General features: G+C 67.1%; 18 protein-coding genes. 5 read left to right on the top strand and 13 right to left on the bottom strand.

Going from position 1 to position 22,448, the window contains the following annotated elements; all coding sequences use genetic code 11:
* Nucleotides 1-39: 39 nt before the first annotated feature.
* The gene (locus tag KF907_RS02660) at nucleotides 40-816 is read right to left on the bottom strand and encodes an SDR family oxidoreductase (protein WP_291220218.1); all 777 of its coding nucleotides are present in this window, start codon (nucleotides 814-816) and stop codon (nucleotides 40-42) included.
* 89 nt (nucleotides 817-905) lie between these two features.
* On the opposite strand from KF907_RS02660, the gene KF907_RS02655 reads away from it, so the two are divergent.
* Nucleotides 906-1,121: a hypothetical protein gene (locus KF907_RS02655; protein ID WP_291217895.1), complete on the top strand. Its 216-nt coding sequence runs from the start codon at nucleotides 906-908 to the stop codon at nucleotides 1,119-1,121.
* A 96-nt stretch (nucleotides 1,122-1,217) separates the two neighbouring features.
* Here the strand turns inward: KF907_RS02655 and sppA are convergent, their stop codons facing one another.
* Nucleotides 1,218-3,065: a signal peptide peptidase SppA gene (sppA, locus tag KF907_RS02650; RefSeq protein ID WP_291217893.1), complete on the bottom strand. Its 1,848-nt coding sequence runs from the start codon at nucleotides 3,063-3,065 to the stop codon at nucleotides 1,218-1,220.
* A 79-nt stretch (nucleotides 3,066-3,144) separates the two neighbouring features.
* On the bottom strand, nucleotides 3,145-4,515 hold the full coding sequence (locus tag KF907_RS02645) for an MATE family efflux transporter (protein ID WP_291217891.1): 1,371 nt from the start codon (nucleotides 4,513-4,515) through the stop codon (nucleotides 3,145-3,147).
* Between the two features lie 61 nt (nucleotides 4,516-4,576).
* Between KF907_RS02645 and KF907_RS02640 the strand changes: the two genes are divergently transcribed.
* From KF907_RS02640 to KF907_RS02630, 3 genes are all read left to right on the top strand, one after another.
* Nucleotides 4,577-5,563, top strand: a complete 987-nt coding sequence (locus KF907_RS02640) for an NAD-dependent epimerase/dehydratase family protein (protein ID WP_291217890.1) — start codon at nucleotides 4,577-4,579, stop codon at nucleotides 5,561-5,563.
* Nucleotides 5,560-6,972, top strand: coding sequence for a DUF3667 domain-containing protein (locus tag KF907_RS02635; RefSeq protein ID WP_291217888.1), 1,413 nt, complete (start codon nucleotides 5,560-5,562; stop codon nucleotides 6,970-6,972). The genes KF907_RS02640 and KF907_RS02635 overlap by 4 nt, the downstream gene beginning before the upstream one ends.
* A 382-nt stretch (nucleotides 6,973-7,354) precedes the next feature.
* A complete protein-coding gene (locus KF907_RS02630; protein WP_291217885.1) occupies nucleotides 7,355-9,541 on the top strand; it encodes a primosomal protein N' in 2,187 nt (728 codons plus the stop codon).
* 313 nt (nucleotides 9,542-9,854) lie between these two features.
* Here the strand turns inward: KF907_RS02630 and rpoH are convergent, their stop codons facing one another.
* The 8 genes from rpoH to KF907_RS02590 form a co-directional block, all read right to left on the bottom strand.
* Nucleotides 9,855-10,724 (bottom strand): RNA polymerase sigma factor RpoH, encoded by an 870-nt coding sequence (gene rpoH / locus KF907_RS02625; RefSeq protein ID WP_291217883.1) that lies wholly within the window; start codon nucleotides 10,722-10,724, stop codon nucleotides 9,855-9,857.
* 187 nt (nucleotides 10,725-10,911) lie between these two features.
* Nucleotides 10,912-11,628: a uracil-DNA glycosylase gene (ung, locus tag KF907_RS02620; RefSeq protein ID WP_291217881.1), complete on the bottom strand. Its 717-nt coding sequence runs from the start codon at nucleotides 11,626-11,628 to the stop codon at nucleotides 10,912-10,914.
* The gene (locus KF907_RS02615) at nucleotides 11,625-12,470 is read right to left on the bottom strand and encodes a response regulator (RefSeq protein WP_291217879.1); all 846 of its coding nucleotides are present in this window, start codon (nucleotides 12,468-12,470) and stop codon (nucleotides 11,625-11,627) included. Before KF907_RS02615 ends, ung begins: the two co-directional genes overlap by 4 nt.
* Nucleotides 12,467-13,486 carry a permease-like cell division protein FtsX gene (gene ftsX, locus KF907_RS02610; protein WP_291217877.1) on the bottom strand — a complete coding sequence of 340 codons (1,020 nt, stop codon included), beginning with the start codon at nucleotides 13,484-13,486 and terminating at the stop codon, nucleotides 12,467-12,469. The genes KF907_RS02615 and ftsX overlap by 4 nt, the downstream gene beginning before the upstream one ends.
* Complete coding sequence (gene ftsE, locus KF907_RS02605; RefSeq protein WP_291217875.1) at nucleotides 13,486-14,160, bottom strand: cell division ATP-binding protein FtsE; 675 nt, start codon at nucleotides 14,158-14,160, stop codon at nucleotides 13,486-13,488. Before ftsE ends, ftsX begins: the two co-directional genes overlap by 1 nt.
* A gap of 122 nt (nucleotides 14,161-14,282) precedes the next feature.
* On the bottom strand, nucleotides 14,283-15,491 hold the full coding sequence (gene gspF, locus KF907_RS02600; RefSeq protein WP_291217872.1) for a type II secretion system inner membrane protein GspF: 1,209 nt from the start codon (nucleotides 15,489-15,491) through the stop codon (nucleotides 14,283-14,285).
* Between the two features lie 54 nt (nucleotides 15,492-15,545).
* A complete protein-coding gene (locus tag KF907_RS02595; RefSeq protein ID WP_291217870.1) occupies nucleotides 15,546-16,415 on the bottom strand; it encodes a UbiA prenyltransferase family protein in 870 nt (289 codons plus the stop codon).
* A gap of 3 nt (nucleotides 16,416-16,418) precedes the next feature.
* Nucleotides 16,419-19,043, bottom strand: a complete 2,625-nt coding sequence (locus tag KF907_RS02590; RefSeq protein WP_291217868.1) for a C25 family cysteine peptidase — start codon at nucleotides 19,041-19,043, stop codon at nucleotides 16,419-16,421.
* 254 nt (nucleotides 19,044-19,297) lie between these two features.
* On the opposite strand from KF907_RS02590, the gene KF907_RS02585 reads away from it, so the two are divergent.
* Entirely contained in the window at nucleotides 19,298-20,869 is a 1,572-nt protein-coding gene (locus tag KF907_RS02585) for a tetratricopeptide repeat-containing sulfotransferase family protein (RefSeq protein ID WP_291217866.1), read from the top strand.
* Here KF907_RS02585 and KF907_RS02580 read toward each other — a convergent pair.
* Both KF907_RS02580 and KF907_RS02575 read right to left on the bottom strand, forming a co-directional pair.
* Nucleotides 20,844-21,638, bottom strand: coding sequence for a M90 family metallopeptidase (locus tag KF907_RS02580; RefSeq protein ID WP_291217864.1), 795 nt, complete (start codon nucleotides 21,636-21,638; stop codon nucleotides 20,844-20,846). The genes KF907_RS02585 and KF907_RS02580 overlap by 26 nt on opposite strands.
* 14 nt (nucleotides 21,639-21,652) lie before the next feature.
* Nucleotides 21,653-22,039, bottom strand: a complete 387-nt coding sequence (locus KF907_RS02575; protein ID WP_291217862.1) for a hypothetical protein — start codon at nucleotides 22,037-22,039, stop codon at nucleotides 21,653-21,655.
* Nucleotides 22,040-22,448 lie beyond the last annotated feature (409 nt).

The raw sequence follows: 22,448 nt of genomic DNA, 5'->3' as shown, positions 1-22,448 counted from the left end.
CGGGGTCGACTCGCCGTTTCCGGACATCGATGCCGTTGCTCAGAAACCGTTGTGCAGGAAACCGCCGTCGACGGCGATGCATTCGCCGGTGATGTAGGCAGCGGCAGGCAGGCAGAGGAAGGCGATTGCCGCGGCGACCTCCTCCGGCTCGCCGATGCGGCCCATCGGCGTGCGCCCGAGTACTTCGTCGAAATAGTCGGTGTCGGCAAGCGGTTCCTCGGTGCGGCGCGTGCGGATGTACCACGGCGCGACCGAGTTGACACGGATGCCGTCACCGGCCCATTCACAGGCGAGGTTGCGCGAGAGCTGGTGCAAGGCAGCCTTGCTCATGCCGTACGGCGCGCCGGTGCGCACGTGGACGAGGCCCGATACCGAACCAACGTTGACGATTGCCGCGTTGCCGTGTTCGGCGAGGTGCGCATGGGCGAGACGGCACATCTCGAACGCGGCGATCAGGTTCGTGTCGAGCAGGGCGCGGACTTCCTCGACCGCATAATCGAGCGCGGGCTTCGACACGTTCTCGCCGACGTTGTTGATGAGCAGGGACGGACTCGCCTCGAGGTCGGCGATCCAGTCGAACACTTCGAGACGTTGTTCGGGATCGCCGATGTCGGCAGCGAAACTGAGCAGCGAACGTGCCGGAAATTCGTCGGCGAGTTCGGCCATGGTCTGTTCGAGATGGGCTTCATCGCGGGAAACCAGCAGCACGTCGGCACCGAGCGTGGCCAGTTCACGCACGGTGGCGAGGCCGATGCCGCGGCTCGCGCCGGTGACCAGTGCGGTTCTTCCGTCGAGTCGCCAGCGTGAGGCCTGCATCATCGTCCCCTCCGTCGACTTGCCGGCGACCGCACCGGCGCGCAGACTCGCCGGTGCTGGCAACGGCCAGCGCAGGCGAGGTTCCGCGCATGGTACGTCAAGCACCTGTCGCCACGATCATCATCACGGCCCTGCTCGTCGCTTGTGCGAAGGAAGCGCCGCCGCCCGAACCGGTTGCGCGCGAACGCCAGCCCACCGTGTTCGACGAGCAGTTGAAGGCGCTGGACAAGGCCAAGGCGGTGCAGCAGGAACTCGACGAAGCGGTGCGCAAGCGCGATGCCGCTGCCGAGGAGCAGGGCGGGTAGGGGCCCGTTTACGGGCGATGGGGCGTTGCAATCGGTAGAGAAGCATCGCCCGTGAACGGGCCCCTACGAAAAGAGAGGTGTGCGCAGAGGCGCCGGTCAACGCCGCTCCGGTTCGCAGAAGCAGTGCGCGACGACGCCGAGGCGTCCGCCGCCTAGCGTGCGCAGCAAGCCGACAGTCTCTTCGATTTCGCCCTTCGGCAGCAGGCCGGGCGGCAGGCCGAAGCCCGACCAGCGACCGATGCGCGCGGCGGCCTCGGTCTCGCCGAGACTCAGCGCCAGGCGTTCCCATGTGGACAGCGGCTTCTCGACGTACTGCGTGCGGTAGCCGTCGCCGAGGCCGGCACGGCCGGCTGCCGAGACGATCGCCTGCTGCAGGCCTCCGAGCTTGTCGACCAATCCGCGCTCCTTGGCCTGCTCACCCGACCACACGCGTCCGCGCGCGACCGTGTCGATGTCCGTGGAGCTCTTGCCACGTGCATCGGCCACCTTGCCGATGAAGTCGCGATAGCCCTTCTCGATGACGCTGGTCATGATCGCCTCGGCCTTCGGATCGAACGGGCGGCGGATGTCGAGCGCGCCAGCGAGCGGCGCGGTGCCGACACCGTCGGTATGGATGCCGAGCTTGCCGAGTGCCTCGGGGATCGTCACGAACAGACCGAAGATGCCGATCGAGCCGGTGATCGTGTTCGGTTGTGCCCAGATCTCGTCGGCATTCATGGAAATCCAGTAGCCGCCGCTGGCGGCGACATCGCCCATCGACACGATCACCGGCTTGCCGGCGGCCTGGATCAGTTCGATCTCGCGGCGGATGACCTCGGAGGCGTAGGCGTCGCCACCCGGTGAGTCGACGCGCAGCACGAGCGCCTTGATCGCCTCGTCCTTGCGCGCCTGGCGGATGAGCTGCGCGATCGTCGAGCCGCCGACCGTACCCTGCGGCCGCTCGCCCTGCACGATGTCGCCCTGGGCGACGATCACGCCGACCTGTGGACGCGAGTCGGGCAGCGCGACCTGCATGCTGAGATAGTCGCGCCAGTTGACCTGGCGGAAGGTTTCGCCGTCCGCGCTCGGCGCACCTTTGGCCTTGAGCAGCTCGCGCACTTCGGCGCGCGTGGCGATGCGGTCGACCAGTTTGCGTTCAAGGGCCAGTTTGGCCAGGTCGCCCTGGTAGGCGGCAACCTGCTGGTCGAGATTGGCGATGTCGTTGCGCAGTGTGGCCGGGTCGAGCTTGCGCAGCGCGGCAATCTCATCGAGGTAGCTCTCCCAGATCCCGCCCATCCAGTACCGAGTCGCTTCCTTCGCCGCATCCGATGCCTTGTTCAGCACGAACGGCTCAGCCGCCGACTTGTATTCGCCGACCTTGATCAGGTGCACGTCGACGCCGAGCTTGTCGAGCGCGTCGCGGTAGTAGCTGCGGTACGAGGACAGGCCTTCGAGCAGGACCATGCCCTGCGGGTCGAGCAGGATCTCGTTCGCGTGCGCGGCGAGGTAGTAGCCGCCCTGGCTCATGCCTTCGGAGACGACGACCAATTCCTTGCCGGCATCGCGGAAGCGGTCGAGCGCCTGCCCGATCTCGCGCAATGTGGCCAGGCCTGCACTGACCTGATCGGGCAACAGCACGATGCGCTCGATGCGCGCATCCTTCGCGGCGAGGTCGATCGTGCGCAGCAGGTCGCGCAGCTGGATCTGCTTCTCGCCTTCGCCACCCACTTTGGCGAGCGCGCGTTCGACCGGGTCGCCGCTGTACTGCTCGACGATGGTGCCTTCCGGGTCGAGTACGAGCGCAGTCTTCGCCTCGATCGTCGGGCTGCCGCGCATGGCCGAAACGACTACGGCAAACAGGATCACCACGAAGATCAGGTTGAAGACCAGCCTGCGCGTGAAGTTCAGCGTGTTCCACAGGCCGCGGAAGAAGCGGCCGATCAGGCCTGGGGATTTGTCCGACATGACGGGGCTCCTGAGGATGCTGGAGAACGAAACATGGTGCAGCGTAGCCGAACGCGCGGCGCGCGGCATGGCCGGGAAGTCAGGTGGCGACCGGCACGCGGCGGAACGCACTGCGCCAGAAGCGCCAGGCGAGCAGGATCGCCGCGACGCTGAGCCCGGCGATCAGGCCGATCCACATGCCGGGCGCGCCGCGGTCGGCACGGAAGGCCAGCAGGTAGCCGGTCGGCATGCCGATGCACCAGTAGGCGAAGAAGGTGATGAGCATCGGCACGCGCGTGTCCTTGAGTCCGCGCAGGGCGCCGTTGGCCACCGCCTGGATGCCGTCGGACAACTGGAAGATCGCGGCGTACATGATGAGCTGCGCGGCCAGTACCGCCACCGTCACGTCGGCGGTGTACAGCGCGGCGATCTGCGGCGACAGCGTCGCCAGCACGAGGGCCGAGACGAGTTGCACGAGCACGGTCAGCAGCAGGCCGACCGCGGCCGCGCTGCGCACACCGGTCACGTCGCCGCGGCCGACTGCATGGCCGACGCGCACGGTCGTGGCCATGGCGATGCCGAGCGGCACCATGAAGGCGACCGAGACGACATTGATCGCGATCTGGTGGCCGGCGACGATCGCCGTGCCAAGCGAGCCGAGCAGCAGGGCGACGGCGACGAACAGACTGGCCTCCATGAACAAGGTCACTGCCATCGGCACGCCGATCAGCAGCAGTTCGCCGATCGCGCGCGCATCGACCGCTTCGAAACGTGCGAACGGCCGCACCGCGCGGTAGCGCGGATGCACGGCGACGTAGGCGGCAAAGGCCAGGCATTGCAGCCACAGCACGATCGCGGTGGCGATGCCGCAACCGCGCGCGCCCAGGCGTGGCAGGCCGAATGCGCCATACATCAGCAAGTAGCCGATCGGGCCGAGCAGGACGAGGCCGAGCAGGCTGAACCACATCGTCGGCCGGGTCAGGCCGAGACCTTCGCTGAGACCACGCAGGGCGAAGAACAGGGTCAGTGCCGGTGCGCCGAATGCGATCGCGTGCAGGAAGGCCGTCGCGTCGGCGATCAGCGCGGCATCGACGCCGATCAGACCGAACAATCGCGGTCCGGCGACGTACACGACGCAGGCCAGGCCGAGTCCGAGCGGCAGCGCGATCCACAAGGCCTGGCGGAACAGCGGCCCGATCGCGGTGAGGCGGCCTGCACCGTGCAACTGCGCCACCGAGGGCTGCAGGGCCATCATCACGCCGATCACGATGACGATCGCCAGCACCCAGACATTGGTGCCGACCGCGACCGCGCCGAGCGTGTGGCCATCGAGATGCCCGGCCAGCATCGTGTCGATGACGTTCATGCCGACCGCCGACAGCTGGCCGAGCACGAGCGGTGCCGCCAGCGTTATGGTGGCGCCGATCTCGCGTGTCAGACGCGATCGGCCGATGGGTAGAATGGCGGGCATTGGCGGACTCGGCGGGGCGCGGAGTATAGCGGTCCGCCCGGATGCCCGACGGGGAGATTGCATGCGCGTACTGGTGACCGGGGCAACAGGGTTCCTCGGTGGACATCTGCTCGATGCCCTGCGTGCCGAGGGTGCGCAGGTTGCGGCGTATGTGCGTTCGGCCGATGCGGCACAACGCCTGCGTGCCGCGGGCGTCGAGGCCTTCGTCGGCGCGCTCGACGACGGCGAGGCGCTGCGCACCGCCTTGAGCGCGCCGACCGATGCGCTGTTCCATGTTGCGGCCGATACCAGTCCGTGGCGCGGTCACGCCGAGCGGCAGACGCGCACGAATGTCGATGGCACCCGCGCCGTACTCGCCGCCGCCGAAGCAACCGGGGTGCGCCGTTTCGTGCACACCTCGTCGGTATCGGCCTATGGTCGGCAGGACTGCGTGCTGACCGAGGACACGCCGCGCCTTGGGGCGCAGTCGTGGATCAACTACGAACGCACCAAGGCGATCGCCGAAGAACTCGTCGACGAGGCCAGCACACGCGGTCGCATCGAGACGGTGATCCTCAATCCGGCGCACATTCTCGGGCCGGATGATCGCCACAACTGGGCACGCCTGTTCCTGCTCATCGACCAGGGCAAGCTGCCCGGCGCGCCGCCCGGTTCGGGGACCTTCGCCGACGTGCGCGAAGTCGCCCTCGCCCATGTCGCCGCGTGGCGGCGGCCGGTGGCAGGCAAGCGCTTCCTGCTCGGTGGCGAACACGCGCCCTTCCTCGAACTCGTGCGGGTGATCGCCGGCACGCTTGGCCGCAAGGCGCCTGCGCAAGCCTTGCCGGCAGCACTGCTGCGTGCGCATGCGCGCATGCTCGACCTGATCGCCGCGATCACGCGCCGTGAACCGTCGCTGACACCGCAGGCAGTGGCGTTGACCTGTTATCACCTGCGTGTCGACAGTGCCAGGGCGATGCGCGAACTCGACTATCGCATCACGCCGCTCGCCCGCCTGGTCGCCGACACCTGCGACTGGCTGCGTGCGCAGGGGTTGTTGCAAGCACGATGAATTCCGACCTCGATCCGCTGCCGCCGATTCCGTCGCCACCGGTTCCGGTGGCGCAGGTACGTGCCGAGGCCGATGCCACGTTCGCCGCGCCGGAGCCGACTTGTCCGAACTGCGGCGCGCCCGTGCACGGCCCCTATTGCCACGCCTGCGGACAGTCCGAGAAGGGCATGGTGCGCAGCCTGAAGGAGGTCTTCAGTGACCTGTCCGACATCGTCTTCAATGTCGATTCGCGCATCTTCCGCTCTCTGTTCGACCTGTATTTCCGCCCGGGTTTCCTGACCACCGAATACATCGCCGGTCGGCGCGCGCGCTATGTCACGCCGTTCCGGCTGTTCTTCGTGCTCTGTCTGCTGGCGTTCTTCCTCGTGCAGGCGATGCTCGGTGACGCCATGTTCGCCAACGCCGACAGGGCCATGGCAGCGCGTGCACAGATCGACGCGGCGACAACGGCGGCTGAAGTCGACACGGCGATCAAGCAGAGCATCGCCAGCCTGAACGAAGTGGCGGCGGCGACCGATCTCGATGCGGACTCGCGCCGACAGCTCGAGGAAGGCATCAAGGAACTCGCCGGTGTCGGTCGCGCGCGCAAGCTCGAACTCGCGCGCGGGCGCATCGGTACAGCGTCGACCAGCGCCGAAGTCGATCAGGCTGTTGCCGATGGTCTCGCCGCACTGGTCGACGGCGTCGATATCGATGCGCTCCCGGCCCGGTCCAAGACCCGACTCGACGAACGCCAGCGACAGCTGCGCGAGTCCGGCGAGCGGCGCAAGCGCGTGCTCGCCGGCACCGAGGCGCCCTCGGCCGACCCTGCGGAGGTGGTCGGTTCCTGCGGCAAGGGCAGCACCACGGTCTTCTTCACCTTCAAGGGCACACCCTGGCATCGCGAGGCGAATCCGGTCGCTTTCGATTGGCTGCCCGATGCCGCGAACATGAAGTTCAACGAAACCCTGCAGCACATGTGCGACAACGTCGAGAGCTGGATCGAGCAGCCTTCGAAAGGGTTCCGCGCGACCTTCGCGGTGTTGCCACAGACCCTGTTTTTCCTGATGCCCGTATTTGCCCTGCTGCTCAAGCTGTTCTATCTGTTCAAGCGCAGGCTCTACATGGAGCACTTGCTGGTCGCCCTGCACAGCCACGCCTTCCTGCTGCTGTCGATCGTCGTGCTCGTCATTCTCGGCACCCTGAAATCCTGGGCCGCCGAGGTGAATTGGATCGTCGCGCCGCTCGGCTGGCTGCAACTGTTCGCATGGCTGTGGATGTTCGTTTACCTGTACTGGATGCAGAAGCGCGTCTATCGCCAGGGCTGGATCATGACGACGCTGAAATACGGCCTGATCGGCATCTGCTACACGTTCCTGCTGTCGACCGGGGCCTTCGTTGCGGTGCTGATCGGGCTGGCCATGGATTGAGGCGCCGTAGCCGTTTTTGCGGACAAGTCAAGCGGTTTTGCACAACTGGGGAGTTTTCAAACGCGGCACCTGAGTTCGCCGTCGCGATGCGCGACCACAGCCAGGCATGGTGATGCAACCCATTGATCTTGAAAGCCTCTGTGTGAGTGGTCAAAGTTTCACCAAGATGACGACGGAGGCCTTGGTCACGTTCCGTGGGGCGTTATTCAGGGCGTGATCCACACAGTTATCCACAATGCTTGTGGATAAGGGGGAAAACCCGTTAACGGCAGCTACTTGGATCACTTTCCTGCCGATTTCCTCAACTATGCGACGCAAGTGCCCAGCGGCCATCCGGCATGCTTCGCTACACTCCCCGGCCGTGCTGCCAGACCCCGTGCCGATGCCGCATTTCGTCCGTGTGGCGGTGCCCGTGCCGCTGCATCGCCTGTTCGACTATCGCCTCGCCGACGGCATGACGGTGGTGCTCGGCGCGCGCGTGCTCGTGCCGTTCGGACGGCGTCGGGTGGTCGGTGTCGTCATCGAGCAGGCCGATGTCTCGGACCAGGCCGAGGCCGATCTCAAGTCCGTACTCGAGGTGCTCGACGAGCGCGCGTGGCTGTCGCGGGAACTACTGGCCACATTGTGCTGGGCGGCGCGGTATTACCAGCATCCGATCGGTGAGGTTGTCGAGGCCGCCCTGCCGGTCGCGCTGCGCAGTGCGGGCACGACGGCGGTCGCACGCGCGTCCTGGCATGCGCTGACCGATGCCGGTCGGGTTGCGCTGGTCGACCCGCATCGGCGTCGCGGCACCCGGCTCGATGCCTTGTTGTCGCGCCTCGCCGCGGGCGCGGTCACGGCGGATGTGCTTGATGCCGAACAGCCAGGTTGGCGCGAGGCCGCGCGGCGGCTGCGCGAACGCGGCTGGATCGAGACGGTAGCCGCGCCAGAGATGCTGGCGCACTGGCGCGTGGCCGAGCGGTCAGGGCCGCCGCTCAATCCGGCCCAGGCCGCAGCGGTTGCGGCCATCAGTGCCGCCGCTGAGCGTTTCGCCACGTTCCTGCTCGACGGCGTCACCGGCAGCGGCAAGACCGAGGTCTACCTCCACGCGATCCTCGACGCGATCGGGCGTGGCCGCCAGGCATTGGTGCTGGTGCCGGAAATCGCGCTGACTCCGCAGACCATGCGGCGCTTCCGCGAACGCCTCGGCCTGGATGTGGCGATCCTGCACTCCGGACTCGCCGACGGTGAGCGCGCCCGCGCCTGGCTTGCTGCCGCGCGTGGTGAGGCAGCGGTGGTGCTCGGCACGCGCTCGGCGGCGTTTGTGCCGTTGGCGCGGCCCGGCCTGATCGTCGTCGACGAGGAGCACGATGCCTCGTACAAGCAACACGAAGGATTCCGGTACCACGCGCGCGACCTCGCCATCGTGCGCGCGAAGGCGCTCGGCATTCCGGTCGTGCTCGGCTCGGCGACACCGTCGCTGGAGAGTCTGGCCAATGTCGAGGTCGGGCGCTATGCGCATCTGGTCCTGCGCGAACGCGCCGGTGACGCGCGACCGCCGGCGCTGCGCGTCATGGACATTCGCCACAGGCGCCTCGAGCAGGGGCTGGCGGTCGAAACCCTGCAGGCGATCGGCCGCCACCTCGGCGAGGGTGGACAGGTGCTCGTGTTCCGCAACCGCCGCGGCTATGCGCCGGTGCTGTTCTGCCATGCCTGCGGCTGGACCGCGCAGTGCATGCGTTGCGCGCGCTCGATGACCGTGCATCGCGGCACAGGCCGCCTGTGCTGCCACCATTGCGGTGACGAGAAGCGCCTGCCGAGGGTCTGTCCCGACTGCACCAGCGAAGCGCTCGCCCCGCAGGGGCAGGGTACCGAGCGATTGGAGGAAACCCTCATCGAGCGCTTCCCCGGCGCGCAGGTCGTGCGCGTCGACCGCGACAGCACGCGCAGCCGTGGACGCCGCGAGGCCGTGTTCGCCGAACTGGACGGCAACAGTCCACGCATCTTCGTCGGCACGCAGATGCTGGCGAAGGGGCATGACCTCGCCGCGCTGACCTTGGTGGTCGTGGTCGGCGTCGATGAAGGCTTGTATAGCCTCGACTTCCGCGCCGGTGAACGACTCGGCCAGCTCATCGTGCAGGTGGCCGGCCGCGCCGGCCGCGCCGCGCGCGCCGGCGAGGTGATCCTGCAGACGCATCACCCGGAACATCCGTTGCTGCGGGCCCTGCTCGACGGCGGCTATCCGGCCCTGTCCGCGCGCCTGCTCGCCGAACGTCGCGCCGCGATGCTGCCGCCGTTCGGCCATCTCGCCCTGCTGCGTGCGGAGGCACGCGAGGCGACCACGGCACAGGACTTCCTCTTCGCCGCCCGCGCCGAGGCGCGCGCCGCTGATGGCGTGCTCGTGCACGCACCGATGCCGGCGCCGATGCCGCGCCGCGCCGGCTACGAACGTAGCCACCTGCTAATCGAATCCGCCGAGCGCGCGCCGCTGCACGCCTTCCTTGGTGACTGGCTCGAGCGTGTGCGCGCCCTGCCGGACGCACGCCGCGTGCGCTGGTCGATCGATGTCGATCCGGTGGACTTGTATTGAGCCGCAGAGCGTGGTGAAAAAAGCATCACGGCTGAAGCCGTTTCCTACCGCGTGGCTCTCCGTAGGAAACGGCTTCAGCCGTGATGCCCTGGCTGTACAACGCCACAGAGAGATGGCAGCACGCCTGAAAGCGTTTCCTGCGGAAGCGTGGCGCACAAAAAGAAACGGCCCGAATCAACGGGCCGTCGGAGAGATGCTTCTGTTCAAACGTGCGGCCATGGACGCCGCTTCTGGGTTCCCACGAAGGCGCGCAACGGAATCCCTGCGCGACCCCGGTCGAATCAGCAATCAAGGATGATTGCAAAAGCCAAGCCTACGCCACGAACAGCGCGCGCATCTTCTTCATGGCATTCGCCTCGACCTGGCGGATGCGTTCGGCCGAGACGCCGTATTCGTCGGCGAGTTCCTGCAGGGTTGCCTTCTCGCCGTCCTTCAGCCAGCGGCGCTGGATGATGTCGCGCGAGCGTGCATCGAGCTTGGCGAGGCCGCGTTGCAGGGTGTCGAACGAGGACTCCTCTTCCGAATCGTTCTCGATGGTCAGATACGGGTCGGTATTCTGGTGGTCTTCGAGATACATCACCGGCGAGGGACGCGCATCCTCGTCGTCGTCGACCGGGGCGTCGAAGCCGATGTCACGCCCGCTCAGGCGCGATTCCATCTCCAGCACCGTCGCTGCCGGCACGCCGAGTTCGCGCGCGACCGTGTTGACCTCGTCGGCATTCATCCAGCCGAGGCGCTTCTTCGACTTGCGCAGGTTGAAGAACAGCTTGCGCTGCGCCTTGGTCGTCGCGACCTTGACGATGCGCCAATTGCGCAGGATGAACTCGTGCATCTCGGCACGAATCCAATGCACGGCGAACGAAACCAGGCGCACGCCCTGGTCGGGGTCGAAGCGCTTGACCGCCTTCATCAGGCCGATGTTGCCTTCCTGGATGAGGTCGCCGATCTGCAGGCCGTAGCCGGAGTAGCCGCGCGCGACGTGGACGACGAAGCGCAGGTGCGACATGACCATGCGACGCGCCGACTCGAGGTTGCCCTCGGTCTGGTACTCACGGGCCAACGCCTGCTCGTCCTCGATGGTCAGCATCGGGATGCGGTGCACGGCCGAGATGTAGGCATCGAGGCTGCCGAGCGCGCTCGGGACCGGCAGGGTGTCGACCATGGGGGCCTGAGTCTGAGTCATCGATCGAAGTCCTCCGTTGTTGGGAGCCATGCTAGCACTCCGGTATTGAGAGTGCTAAAGCCCCGGGAGTTCCCGACGCGTTGCGGCGTGGGGAGAAACTGAACCTGCGAGTATGGTAAGCCCTGCGCCGTCAACGCGCAGTAAGCAGATTGGCTCGATTTCGTGAACAATGGGGCCGAAACAGGCCTCATTGCGCGTCGGTTGGCAGCTCGCTGCGTGGTGGCAGGCGCCAGTCGATCGAGGCCATGCCGGCCTCGGCCAACCAGGCGTTGGTGGCCGAGAAGTGGCCGCAGCCGAGGAAGCCGCGGTGGGCGGACAGTGGCGAAGGGTGCGGAGCCTTGAGCACGCGGTGGCGGCGTGTGTCGATCAACTTGCCCTTGGCCTGGGCATAGCTGCCCCAGAGCAGGAACACGAGCTTCTCGCGCTCGCGGTTGAGCGCATCGATGCAGGCATCGGTGAAGCCTTCCCAACCCTTGCCCTGGTGGGAGCCGGCCTGGCCCTGTTCAACGGTCAGCACCGCGTTGAGCAGGAGCACGCCCTGGCGTGCCCACGGCACCAGCCAGCCATGGTCGGGGCGCGGCAGGCCGAGGTCGCGCTCGATCTCGCGGAAGATGTTCTCGAGCGAGGGCGGCACGGCGACGCCGGGCAGCACCGAGAAGCACAGACCGTGCGCCTGGCCGGGCCCATGGTATGGATCCTGGCCGAGAATGACGACCTTGACCGCATCGAACGGTGTGGTGTCGAGTGCGGCGAAGATGCGCGAGCCACGCGGGTAGATCACCCTGCCTTGCTGCTTGCGTTCGCGCAGAAAGCCCGACAGTGCGCGCATCTCGGGACGTTCGAGATAACTGCCTACGCGCTGCTTCCACGAAGTCTCGAGCTTCAGCTCGCGGCCTTCGCTCATGCCGGTGTGCCCAGGCGCGCCCGCAGGTGGCGGCTGACGCGCAATTGGAACAGCAGCTTGGTCAGCAGCAGGCGCTCGTCGATCGGCTTTTCGACGAGGTCGTTGGCGCCGGCGCGCAGCAACGCGGCCTGTTTCTGCGGATTGTCGTCACCGGTCATCACGATCACCGGCAATTGGCCCTTGCCGTAGCCGAGGCGACGGCGGATACGATCGAGCAGGTCGGCGCCGGTCAGTTCACCCTTGAGGTTGACGTCGGTGAGGACGAGGTCGGCACCGATGCGGTCCATCGCCTGGGCGGTCTCGAGCATGTCGATCGCCTCCTCGACGGTGACCACATGCAACACGGTGAGGCCGTGCTTTTCGAGCATGCGCCGCGTAGCCAGGGCGACCACACGGCTGTCCTCGACATAGAGCACCTCGCCGGGCGTCGCCTCGGTCGGGCGTACATAGCCGCGGATGAACTCGGCCAGTGCCTGGAAACCGAGCGACTTGTCGAAATAGTCGGTGATGATGTCGCTCAGCGAGCGTTCGAGCAGGCGCTCCTGCACGTCGCCGGAAACGACCACGATCGGCATGTAGGCCTGCGGCGCGCTTTCACGGATGCGCCGCGCCAGTTCGATGCCGTCCATGTCGGACAGGCGCAACGCGGTGGTGACGAAGTCGATCGCGCCCTCGCCGAGATGGCCGAGCGCCTCGACGCCGGTCTCGCACTGCAGCACGGTGACGCCAGGCAGGCTGGCGACGAGGGTTTGTTCGATCACCCGGCGCACCAGCTTCGAGCCATCGACGACGAGTACGCGTGGGTGGTCGGACGAGAGGTGGCGGCCGAGCGAGACATTCATGCGCGGCTTTCCCCGATACGACCGGCGCGCAAGTGCCCGCTACTGACCAGCCAGGCGCCCAGCCAACCGAGCACGGCGCCGCCGCCGAGCACGGCCAGCGCCTCGCGCGCGCCGAAGCCGGCAAGGCGGAAACGGTTGCGATAGCTCTCGAGCAGGTCCGCGGCAGGTGCGGCCACCGCCCATTCGACCAGGCCGACCGCGAGCAGGGCGAGCGCACCGCCGAGCAAGCCGTAGGCGACGCCCGTATAGAGGAATGGGCGGCGCACGAACGCATTGCTGGCCCCGATCAATTGCAGCACGGCGATTTCCTCGGATTTCCCCTGGATGTCCATGCGTACCGTGTTGCCGATGATGAGCAGGGTGGCGACGGCGAGCAGGGCCATCAGGGCGAGCATCGCCCGTTCGCCGAATCCGAGCAAGGCCGACAGGCGCTTCCGCCAGGCCGCGTCGTATTGGACCATGCCGGCGCGGGCGTCGTTGCGCAGCGTGTCGAGTAGGGAGGCGTGGTCGGGGTCGTCGCTTGCCGAGCGCGGCGTGACCACCAGCACGCTCGGCAAGGGGTTGTGCTGGAGCACGTCAAGCGCTTCGTTGAAGCCGGAAAGCTGGCGGAACTCGGCCAGCCCCTCGTCGGGGGTGCGCACGACGATCCTTTCCACATCGTGACGTTGGCCGAGTTCGGCGGCAAACGCGGCAGCACGCGCCGCATCGACGTCGATCTTCAGGAACACGGTGACGTCGCGTGCATCGCGCAGGCCACCCGAGAGCTGGCGCGCATTGTCGAGGATGACGTGGAACAGCAGGGGCAGGGCCAACGCAATGCCGATCACGAGGATCGTGACCAGACTGGCCCAGGGGCGGGTGGCGAAGCGCTGCAGGCAGCCGCCGAAGGCATCCTGGTGCGCCTGGCGCCAGCCTTCGAAGCGCGTGCCGAGGGGGCGGCGTGCACGCCGCACACTGACGTTCGCCGCCGGTGCGGGGCGCAGGCGGTTGCCGCCGATGCGTTCGGACTTCGCCATCACGTGACCTGCGGCCGGAAATCATCGATCAGGCGGCCGTGGTCGAGCACGAGCACACGCTTGCCCATGTGGCGGATCAGGTGCAGGTCGTGGCTGGCGACGATGACGGTCGTGCCGACCTGCTGGAACTCGGCGAACAGGCGCATGACCTCGACCGAAAGCTGTGGGTCGAGGTTGCCGGTCGGCTCGTCGGCGATGATCAGTGGCGGCTTGCCGACGATCGCACGGGCGATGCCGACGCGCTGTTGTTCGCCGGTCGACAGAGTGACCGGCAACGAGCGTTCGCGGTCGAGCAGGCCGACCTTGTCGAGCGCCGCGCGCACGCGCTTGGCGGTTTCCTCGCGTCCTGCCCCGGCAATGCGCAGCGGCATGGCGACGTTGTGGAACACGTCGCGGTCCATCAGCAGGCGGTGGTTCTGGAACACCATGCCGATGTCGCGACGCACATGCGGCACCGAACGTGCGCGCACGCGCGCCAGCGGCAGGCCGTTGACCGTGATCTCGCCGCGCGACGGTCGCTCGATCAGCGACAGCAGCTTGAGCAGCGTGCTCTTGCCCGCGCCGGAATGCCCGGTAACGAACACCATCTCGCCAGCCGCGATGTCGAAACTGAGTCCGCTCAGCGCCTCATGGCCCTCGGCATAGCGCTTGCTGACCTGGTCGAAGTGGATCATCGGGGCGACGGGGAATGGGGACGGGGATGGACGAGGGGAAGATCGGATTGTAGTGAGGGGTCGGAACGATGTGCGGTTCTTTCGCCGGCCTCCATTCCCCACCGCCGATTCATCGTTCGCGGCTACTTCACCATCTGGTTCAAGTTGAAGATTGGCAACAGGATGGCGAGGACGATGAACAGCACGATCGCACCGACGACCAAGATAACGAACGGGCCGAGCGTGGCAGCGAGCACGCCGAGCCAGCGGTCGAGGTCACGCTGCTGCTGGGCGGCGGCCTCGTCGAGCATGCGCGGCAGTTCGCCGGAGCGTTCGCCGCTGGCGATCAGGCGCAGGGCGACCGGTGGAAACTGGCCGCTTTCGCCGAGTGCGCGGGCGAAACCGCTGCCTTCGCGCACCTTGTGCGCGGCGCGGCGCAGCGATTCGCGCATCGGCAGATTCGGCACGACCTGGGCGGCGATGGCCAGTGCGTCGAGCAAGGGCACGGCGGCGCCGGCGAGCAAGGACAGCGTGCGCGCCGCGCGTGCGGTGTTGGCTGCACGCACGAGCCGGCCGACCAGCGGCAGGCGCAACAGCCAGGCATGCCAGCGCACGCGTACCTCCTCGCGGCGCAGGGCGATGCGTGCGGCGATGATCGCTGCTCCGAGGACCAGTACCGCCAGCCAGCCCCAGTCGCGCAGCAAGGCCGAAGTTGCGATCAGCGCGCGCGTCGCCCAAGGCAGGCTCTGACCCATGTTCTGGAACACGCCAACGATCTGCGGCACGACCCAGGCCAGCAGGCCGGCGACAACAGCCAAGGCGACGATCGTCAGCAGCATCGGATAGGTCAGCGCGGCGAGCAGCTTCTGGCGCAGGGCATCACGTTCCTCGGCGTAACCGGCCAGCTTGGCCAGCACCGTGTCGAGATGACCGGACTGCTCGCCGGCGGCGACGGTGGCGCGATAGATCTCGGGAAAGCTGCCAGGGAAATCCGCCATGGCCTGGGCGAGGCCGGCACCTTCCATCACGCGCGCGCGCAGGGAGACGGTCAATGTGCGCTGGCGTTCGTTGTCGTTCTGCTCGGCCAGCGCGGCGAGCGCTTCGTCGATCGGCAGCCCCGCGCCGACCAGGGTGGCGAGCTGGCGGGTAAGCAGAGCGAGTTCGGCACCGGACAGGCCGCGCCGGCGCATGCGCAAGGGCGATGCCTCGCTGCCACTCACTTCTTCGACCATGAGCGGGTTGAGTCCGCGCTCGCGCAGCAGACCCCGTACCGCGCGCGCGGTATCGCCCTGCAGAACGCCGCGTTGCGTCCTGCCCTCGCTATCGAGTGCCTGGAATGCGAAAGCCGGCACGTAGCCCCTCGTCGTTGTCGGAACGCCACATTGTCGCCGGATTGGGCCGGCGCGTCAGGTGTAGAGGATCACGCCGAGGGTGGCCAGCCAGCCGATGGTCGCGCCGAGCAGCCAGGGGTCGCGCACGGCGAGGCGGCTTGGATCGCCGCCGGCGGCATGACGGAACACGAGGATGAGATAGCGTGCAACACCGAGCGCGACCCATGGAGCCGAATAGACCAGGGCGCGATGGCCATGGCGGGCGGTCACGTCGGGCGAGAGGGTGTAGAACACATAGGCAACGAATACGGCGCCGGCAAGCACCGCGAGCACATGCTCGATCGTCGTCGCGTGGTAGGCGTCCGTGGCGTGCGCCGCGCCATTCTCGACGTGGACGAGATCGCCATGGCGCTTGCCGAGGGCGAGCATCAGGGCGAGCAGGAAGCCCATGACGAGGATCCATGGCGTCAGCGGCACGCCGGCCCCGAAACCACCGGCGATGATGCGCAGGGCGAAACCGCTGGCGACGAGGATGACGTCGAGCCAGGCGACGCGCTTGAGGCCGAGTGAATAGGCGAGGTTCAGTGCGAGATAGGCACCAATTGTCACGGCCACCGCCGGCGTTGCGATTGCGCCCAATGCGAGTGCAGCCACCGCGGCGAGTGCAGCGAACACGAACGCGGCCTGCAACGACAAGGCGCCACGGGCGAGCGGGCGGCGACACTTGTCGGGATGACGGCGGTCGCGTTCGACGTCGCGGGCGTCATTGAACGCGTAGACGGCCGAGGAAGCGAGGCAGAACGCCAGCGTGGCGAGCAGGGCACCGCGCACGGCCGGCGCCGACAGCAGGGCGTGGCCGAAAAACAGCGGCAGCAGGACGAAACCGTTCTTGAGCCACTGGCCGGGTCGCGCCAGCTCGACGAGGGCCGACGCAGTGGCACGCATGCTTCAGTTTCCGGCGATCAGCTGGGGATGCTCGGCGTCGAATCCAACACTCGAGATCGTGTCGGGCGCCGTGGGTTTCGGTGGTACGCGCGGGCTGGCTGATTCAGCCGCGGGCTCGACAGTGCGTGCAGCGATGCGTTCACGCTCGGCCTTGATGTCGAAGCTTGCGGTGGCGTCGCGGCCGGTTCGCGGATCGCCGGCATAGAGGCGCACACTGGCGGCCTCGCGGCCGTCACCCAGTCGCGGCAGTGGCAGTTCGAAGCGGGTCTGCGCGATCCGATAGCGGCCACCGGCAATGCGCGTGCCGTCTGCGTCGAACCAGTCGACATCGACCTCGCCGTCGAAGTGCGGGCCGGGCAGGGCGATGCCGAGCGTCGGGTTCCAGCGGTCCTCACGCAGCGCGATCCGCACGGTGTCCACTGGCCGCTTGAGCACGACTGCCGGATCGCCGAGCAGGTTGTACATCTCGATCAGCACGCGATCATCGATGGCGGCCTTGGCGCGTACGATGCCCTCGCCGATGGTCGCACCCGGGGCGAGCAATTCCTTGACCAGGGCCTTGCTGAACGCGGTCGATGGGGCGTTGCGCCACGATGCGGCGAAGACCGCCACCGCGCCCTTGTCGGCCTCGCGCAGGAAGCGCTCGCCGATGGAGTCCTCGGTCGGGTTGTCGAACGGCGCCGAGTAGCAGGTCATCGACAGGATCATCGGCAGGCGCGACGCGTTGCTCAGGCCGCTGACGTCATCGAGGGTGAACAGGTCGTGGTTCTTGCGGATGTCCGGCGGGCCGGTGCGCCAGATGTAGCGACCACCATGGCCGATGAAGTGCACGAGCAACTGGCCGTCGTTGAGGCCGTCCTTGATCGCGCTCTGGTGGGCGAGGTTGTCGGCCTCGTCCTTGCTCGCGTAGATCTTGTCGGCGACGAAGCCTTCCCTGCCGATCTCCTTGGCGATCTCGTCGGAACTGCTCTTGAAGTAATCCGACTCGTCGGTGATGAACATGACGTCGCGCTTCCAGCTGCCGGCCTGCGGCTTGGTCATGTAGCCGATCGTCTTGTCGACGATCGCCTTGACTTCATCCGGCTCGACGACCGGGAAGCGCCCCACGGCAACCACCGGATGGATGCGGTCGCCATCGACCGCGCCAAACGGATTGTCGCTGGCGGATTGTCCTTCCGGTGACGGGAACTGCCAGGTCGGGATGAGGTTGCGGCCCGCCATGCGCTTGCTCGAGGCTTCGTACTGGGTGCCAGGGATGCCGGCGAAATGGCCCGGGAATGCGAGCTCGGTCGGATTGTTGGCGAACTTCGCGTAGGCGAGGTCGTTGTAGCTGTCGTGGCGGATGTCGAAGCTGGCATCGCCGACCAGCAGCAGGAAGCGCGGCTTCGGTGCCGGCCAGTCGTGCCAGGCACGCTCGACGAGGTTGCGGATCGCCTGCGGATGGGTGATGCCGTGGTTGAAGGCGTCGTAGACGTCCTGCACGTCGATCACGGCGACCTTGAGGCCGCGTCGCTCGTGGAACTCGGCAAGCGGCCGGATCGACTCGATCAGGCTGGCGTGGCTGACGATCAGATAGTCATAGCCATGCGTCGGGTTCATCCACAAATGGCGTGTCGCTGCGCGCACCGTCACAGGCGCCGAGATCCGCCCGGCGGCCGCCGGGAACAGGGTCACATCGCGTGCCGCACCGGCGAAGCGCGTGCCTCCGCGCCCTGACGCAACACCACTGCGGCGGATTCCGTCGGAGCCGTACAGCGCCACGTCGGTGTTGCCTTGCAGTTCGATGGGGTGCGTGCGGTCACTGCTGCTGACGAACGGCAGCATTCTTTCATCGAGCGTGCCGCGGATCGGAAAGCGGAACTCGATCCAGTTGAACATGACCACGTCGACGATAGGGTTGCGCTCGTCCCACGAGGGCATGCGTTTGGGAATCCGCAGCTGCAGCTTGTTGCCTGATCCGCGCGCAATGCCTGCGCCGAGCGGGAACGTGAAACGTTCCTCGTCACGCCCGTCCCATTGGATCGTGCGGACAGGTTGCCCGTTGATGGATACCTCGACGACGTGGTCGGACACGGGTTCGTGCCCATGGGACCGCAGCGCGCGGGAGAGGCCGCGGAAGTTCATCGTGATCGACACGCCGCCGTATCCACCGAGGTCCGGGAGGTCGAATTCGAACTCGAACGGCGACGGATCGGCGTGGGTCAGCTTCGCCCATTGCCAGACGTCGGGTTCTTCACCCGGCTTCTGCTGGTTCTGGTCCAGGCGGATCATGAGGCTGTCGGATTCGTGATGGAGCACGCGCTCGAGCGCCGCCGGAGCGCCTTCGTGCGGCGCCACATCCTTGATGCGCGAGTGTTCGCCGTCCGCTACCGACAGCAGGTAGGTGTTGTTGATGCTGTAGTGGTTGTACCAGCTCTGCGGTCCATGCAGCTGCTCGCCGACCCATTCGATCCGTGCTCCCGGGCCGAAACGACCGCTACCGCCATCAACGACACGGATGGGAACCTGCTTTCCGGCCCGGCTCAGGTAGAGTGCGCGACTCTCGCAATCGGCCAACGACGGCTGCTGGGCGACGATGGCTTCGTGATCGACTGCATAGACGTCGTCGTGTTCGACCTCGATGAACACGGCTCCTTCGCAGGACCAGGCGAGGCGAGGAAGGACTGCCACGGCGCACAAGGCGAGGCTACGGAGAAAATGCGGATTCATGGATACTGGGGAAGGCAATGCGTAGGGGTTCCGCAATCGATGCACACGGAACCTCGGGAGGTTACCGGCGGGGTGCATCGCCTGCAAGGCGCCTTGATGCCTGGTGCCGCTGGATTCAGGCGCCGCCACGGCGTTGGACAAGGAACCAGTTCGATCGTTCGGAGTGAAGCTTGATGACATCGCGCAAGACGACCACGGCATCCCGTCGGGTGGCTGAATCCCTGTCGAGACTGAAGCAGGCACTCACGGCAAGGGATCTGCCCGGCGCCGAGCGCCTGCTGCCGGGCGTCATGTTGCTCGCGGCCGGGGACCCCGAGCTACCGCTGCTGGTCGCGCGCACGCATCGCCTCGCCGGCCGCCGTGGCGAGGCGCGCAGAGTGCTCGAGGAGGGGGTCGCGAAGTCGCCAAACGATCTGCGGCTGCAGTTCGAACTGGTGTCGTTGCTGACCGAGCTCGATGAGCTGCCTCCAGCGATGTCCATGCTCGATCGAATCGCGCAGGGAACATTGGATGGGGCGCGGCTGGTCGATCTGGCGATTGCCTATGACCTGGCCGGCGTTCCCGACAAGGCGTTGGCATTGGCCGAACAGGCGCGCTTGCAGGGCGTTGCAGACCGGCGGCTCGGGCTTCAGCTGGGGCGGCTGTATCTGATGCTCGGGCGGATCGACGCAGCGGCCGCGGAGTATCGGTCGCTGATCCGCGCCGGACAGCGGGTCGCCGAAGCCTGGTTCTCGTTGCTCGACATGAAGACCGTGCGTCTGGACGATGCCGAATTGGCGGCGCTCAAGCGCCTTTCGAAGCAGCACGGCCACGCGCCCGACGAACAGACGTTGATCGATTTCGCCCTCGCGCGCGCGCTGGAAGCCGATGGGCAATACGAGGCGGCATTCCGTGCGCTCGAACTCGCCAATCGCGGGCTGCGGCAACGCTTGCGCTGGAATGCAGCGTCGCATGCCCGCTTCATCGATGACGTCGCGCGGGCGTTCTCGCGCGACGAGCCGCCATTGCCCGCATCCGCGGCACGTGGTGGCGAAGTGATCTTCCTGGTCGGGATGCCGCGATCGGGCTCCACGGTGGTCGAACAGGTCCTGGCATCGCATCCTTCGGTCGAAGGCGCGAGCGAACTTGCAGTGCTTCCCTCACTGCTGGCCGGAGAATCCGAGCGCCGGCGACAGCCGTTTCCCGACTGGGTGCCGTCGGCGACGGCCGACGACTGGGCCCGTCTCGGCGAGGCCTACCTGGCGCGCACGGCACGCTGGCGCGCGACGCGGCCGCTGTCGACCGACAAGTTCCCGGACAACTGGAAGTACGTGGGTGCGATCCGCCGGATGCTGCCGGGTGCGCACATCATCGACTGTCGACGTGACCTCGTGGAGACCTGCTGGTCCTGCTACAAGCAGCTTTTTGCCCCTGACTTGGCCAACTATTCCTACTCACTCGACGACGTTGCGGACTATTGCCGGGACTATCTGCGCCTGATGGCGCACTGGGACACCGTGGGCATCCCGGTTCGATGCCAATCACACGAGCGACTCCTCGACGATCGCGAAGTCGAGGTCCGGGCGCTCCTGCACTTCGTTGGCCTGCCTTTCCACGCCGACTGCCTGCGCCCGCACGAAAGTCGGCGCCCGGTCCGCACGGCCAGCTCGGCACAGGTGCGCCAGCCGTTGCGGGCGCCCTCGTCGCAAGTGGAGCCGTACGGCGCGCTGCTGGATCCACTCAGGCAGCGTTTGCAGGCCCGGTGAGGGGTGGAGTGGGGGAAAACAGTCGTTCGAGCAGGCTGCTGACGCCGGGACCCAGCGCCTGCACCGTGGTCGGAGTCGAAAACCAGGATTCTGCGAGCACGGCGAAGAACTCGTCCGGTGCCTCGGCGGCGTATGGGTCGAGCGGCATGTCTTCGCCGGCATCGACGCGCGCGACGAAATCGTCGTAGGCCGCCTGCATCGTGGCGATCCATTCCGCGCGCGCGATCGTGCGCGGCAGGCGCGGCACGCCATTCATCGCGCCGTCGAGCATGTCGAGCTTGTGCGCGATTTCGTGGATGACGACGTTGAAGCCGGCGAAGGGATCGTCGAGATCGGCTGCGATATCGGCCCACGACAGGATCACCGGGCCGCGTTCCCACGCCTCACCGATCAGCTCGTCGTCGCCTTCGGTGATCACCCCGGAGTGTTCATCGTGGTGCTCGCGGCGCACGCGGAAACCGCCAGGATAGACCACGATTTCGCGCCAGCCGTCGAGCCAGTCGATACCGAGGTCGAGCACGGGCAGGCAGGCTTGGGCGGCGATGGCCAGGCACTGCGCATCATCAAGGACATGGCCGGCGGCAGCGCTGAACGACTTGCGTGCGAGAAACTCGCCGCAGCGCTCGCGCAGGCGTGCCAGGCGGGCCGGATCGAGTGACGAGAACAATTCGGAGCGGGCCACCAGCGCGCCCCAGTCGGCATCGTCGATGATGACGGTGCGCGGCCACACGGTCGCGCGCAGGCGACGCCACCAAGCCGGCGGATTCACGCAGTCACGCCGGACTACTTGATCGCGCCTGGCACCAGCGACTGCCAGCGGCTGCCGGCGCGCGCGCGGTTCGGCGCTGCCGGCGTGGCCGGAGGGGTGTTGCGCGGCGTCGTCACCGGGGCAGCCACTGGTGCGTCGGTTTCACCACGCGCCGCTGCGCCATCATCGCTGGCCGCGTCGGCCATGGTCGCACGCGAATAGGAAAGCCGAGCATCCCCGCCGAGCGCGCTTCGCGATGGCATGGCGTCGCGGTCGAAGCCGCGTGATGTGCCCATGGGCTCGGACACCTCCATCGGCGCCATCTCGCCGCCACCGAAAGCGAACTGGGCGGCACGCGCGCCGAACGGCAGACAGGCGATGCCCACGGCCAACAGGAAAAGGAATGACTTGCGCGTGATCATGCTCGCCTCCAAGGCATGCAGGGATTCGGACAGCGCCAGGGCCCGGCATCGTCGCATGTCCGTAGCACGGGCTCCACCACCCCATTTGACGGCTCGTTCATCGAGCACCGGCCGCGTCAGCTGGGGCCTGAACTACAAAGCACGCACCATGCCAGAAGTAACCTCGGAAAAATCGCCCATGGAACAATCGTTTGCGTAAATCGACGTAAACGGCATGGCGACCGGACTGTCCGCCGGACACCGTGCGGACAGGGTCGCCTGTCCGCTCTGGATGTCCTGACGCCATTGCGGGATCGATCGGTGCGTCCCTTGCGCTGCATGCCGATGCGGTCGTTCCGTGGGTGCGCCGGCGGTTCGTGCCGCAGCGCAGGGGGTTGCCCTCGTGCGGTTTCGTGGGCGGGATTGTCCA

The sequence above is a fragment of the Dokdonella sp. genome (assembly GCF_019634775.1).
Classification (GTDB): Bacteria; Pseudomonadota; Gammaproteobacteria; order Xanthomonadales; family Rhodanobacteraceae; genus Dokdonella.
Note: the sequence above shows the minus strand (reverse complement) of the source record. Positions and strands in the feature narration are given on the sequence as shown.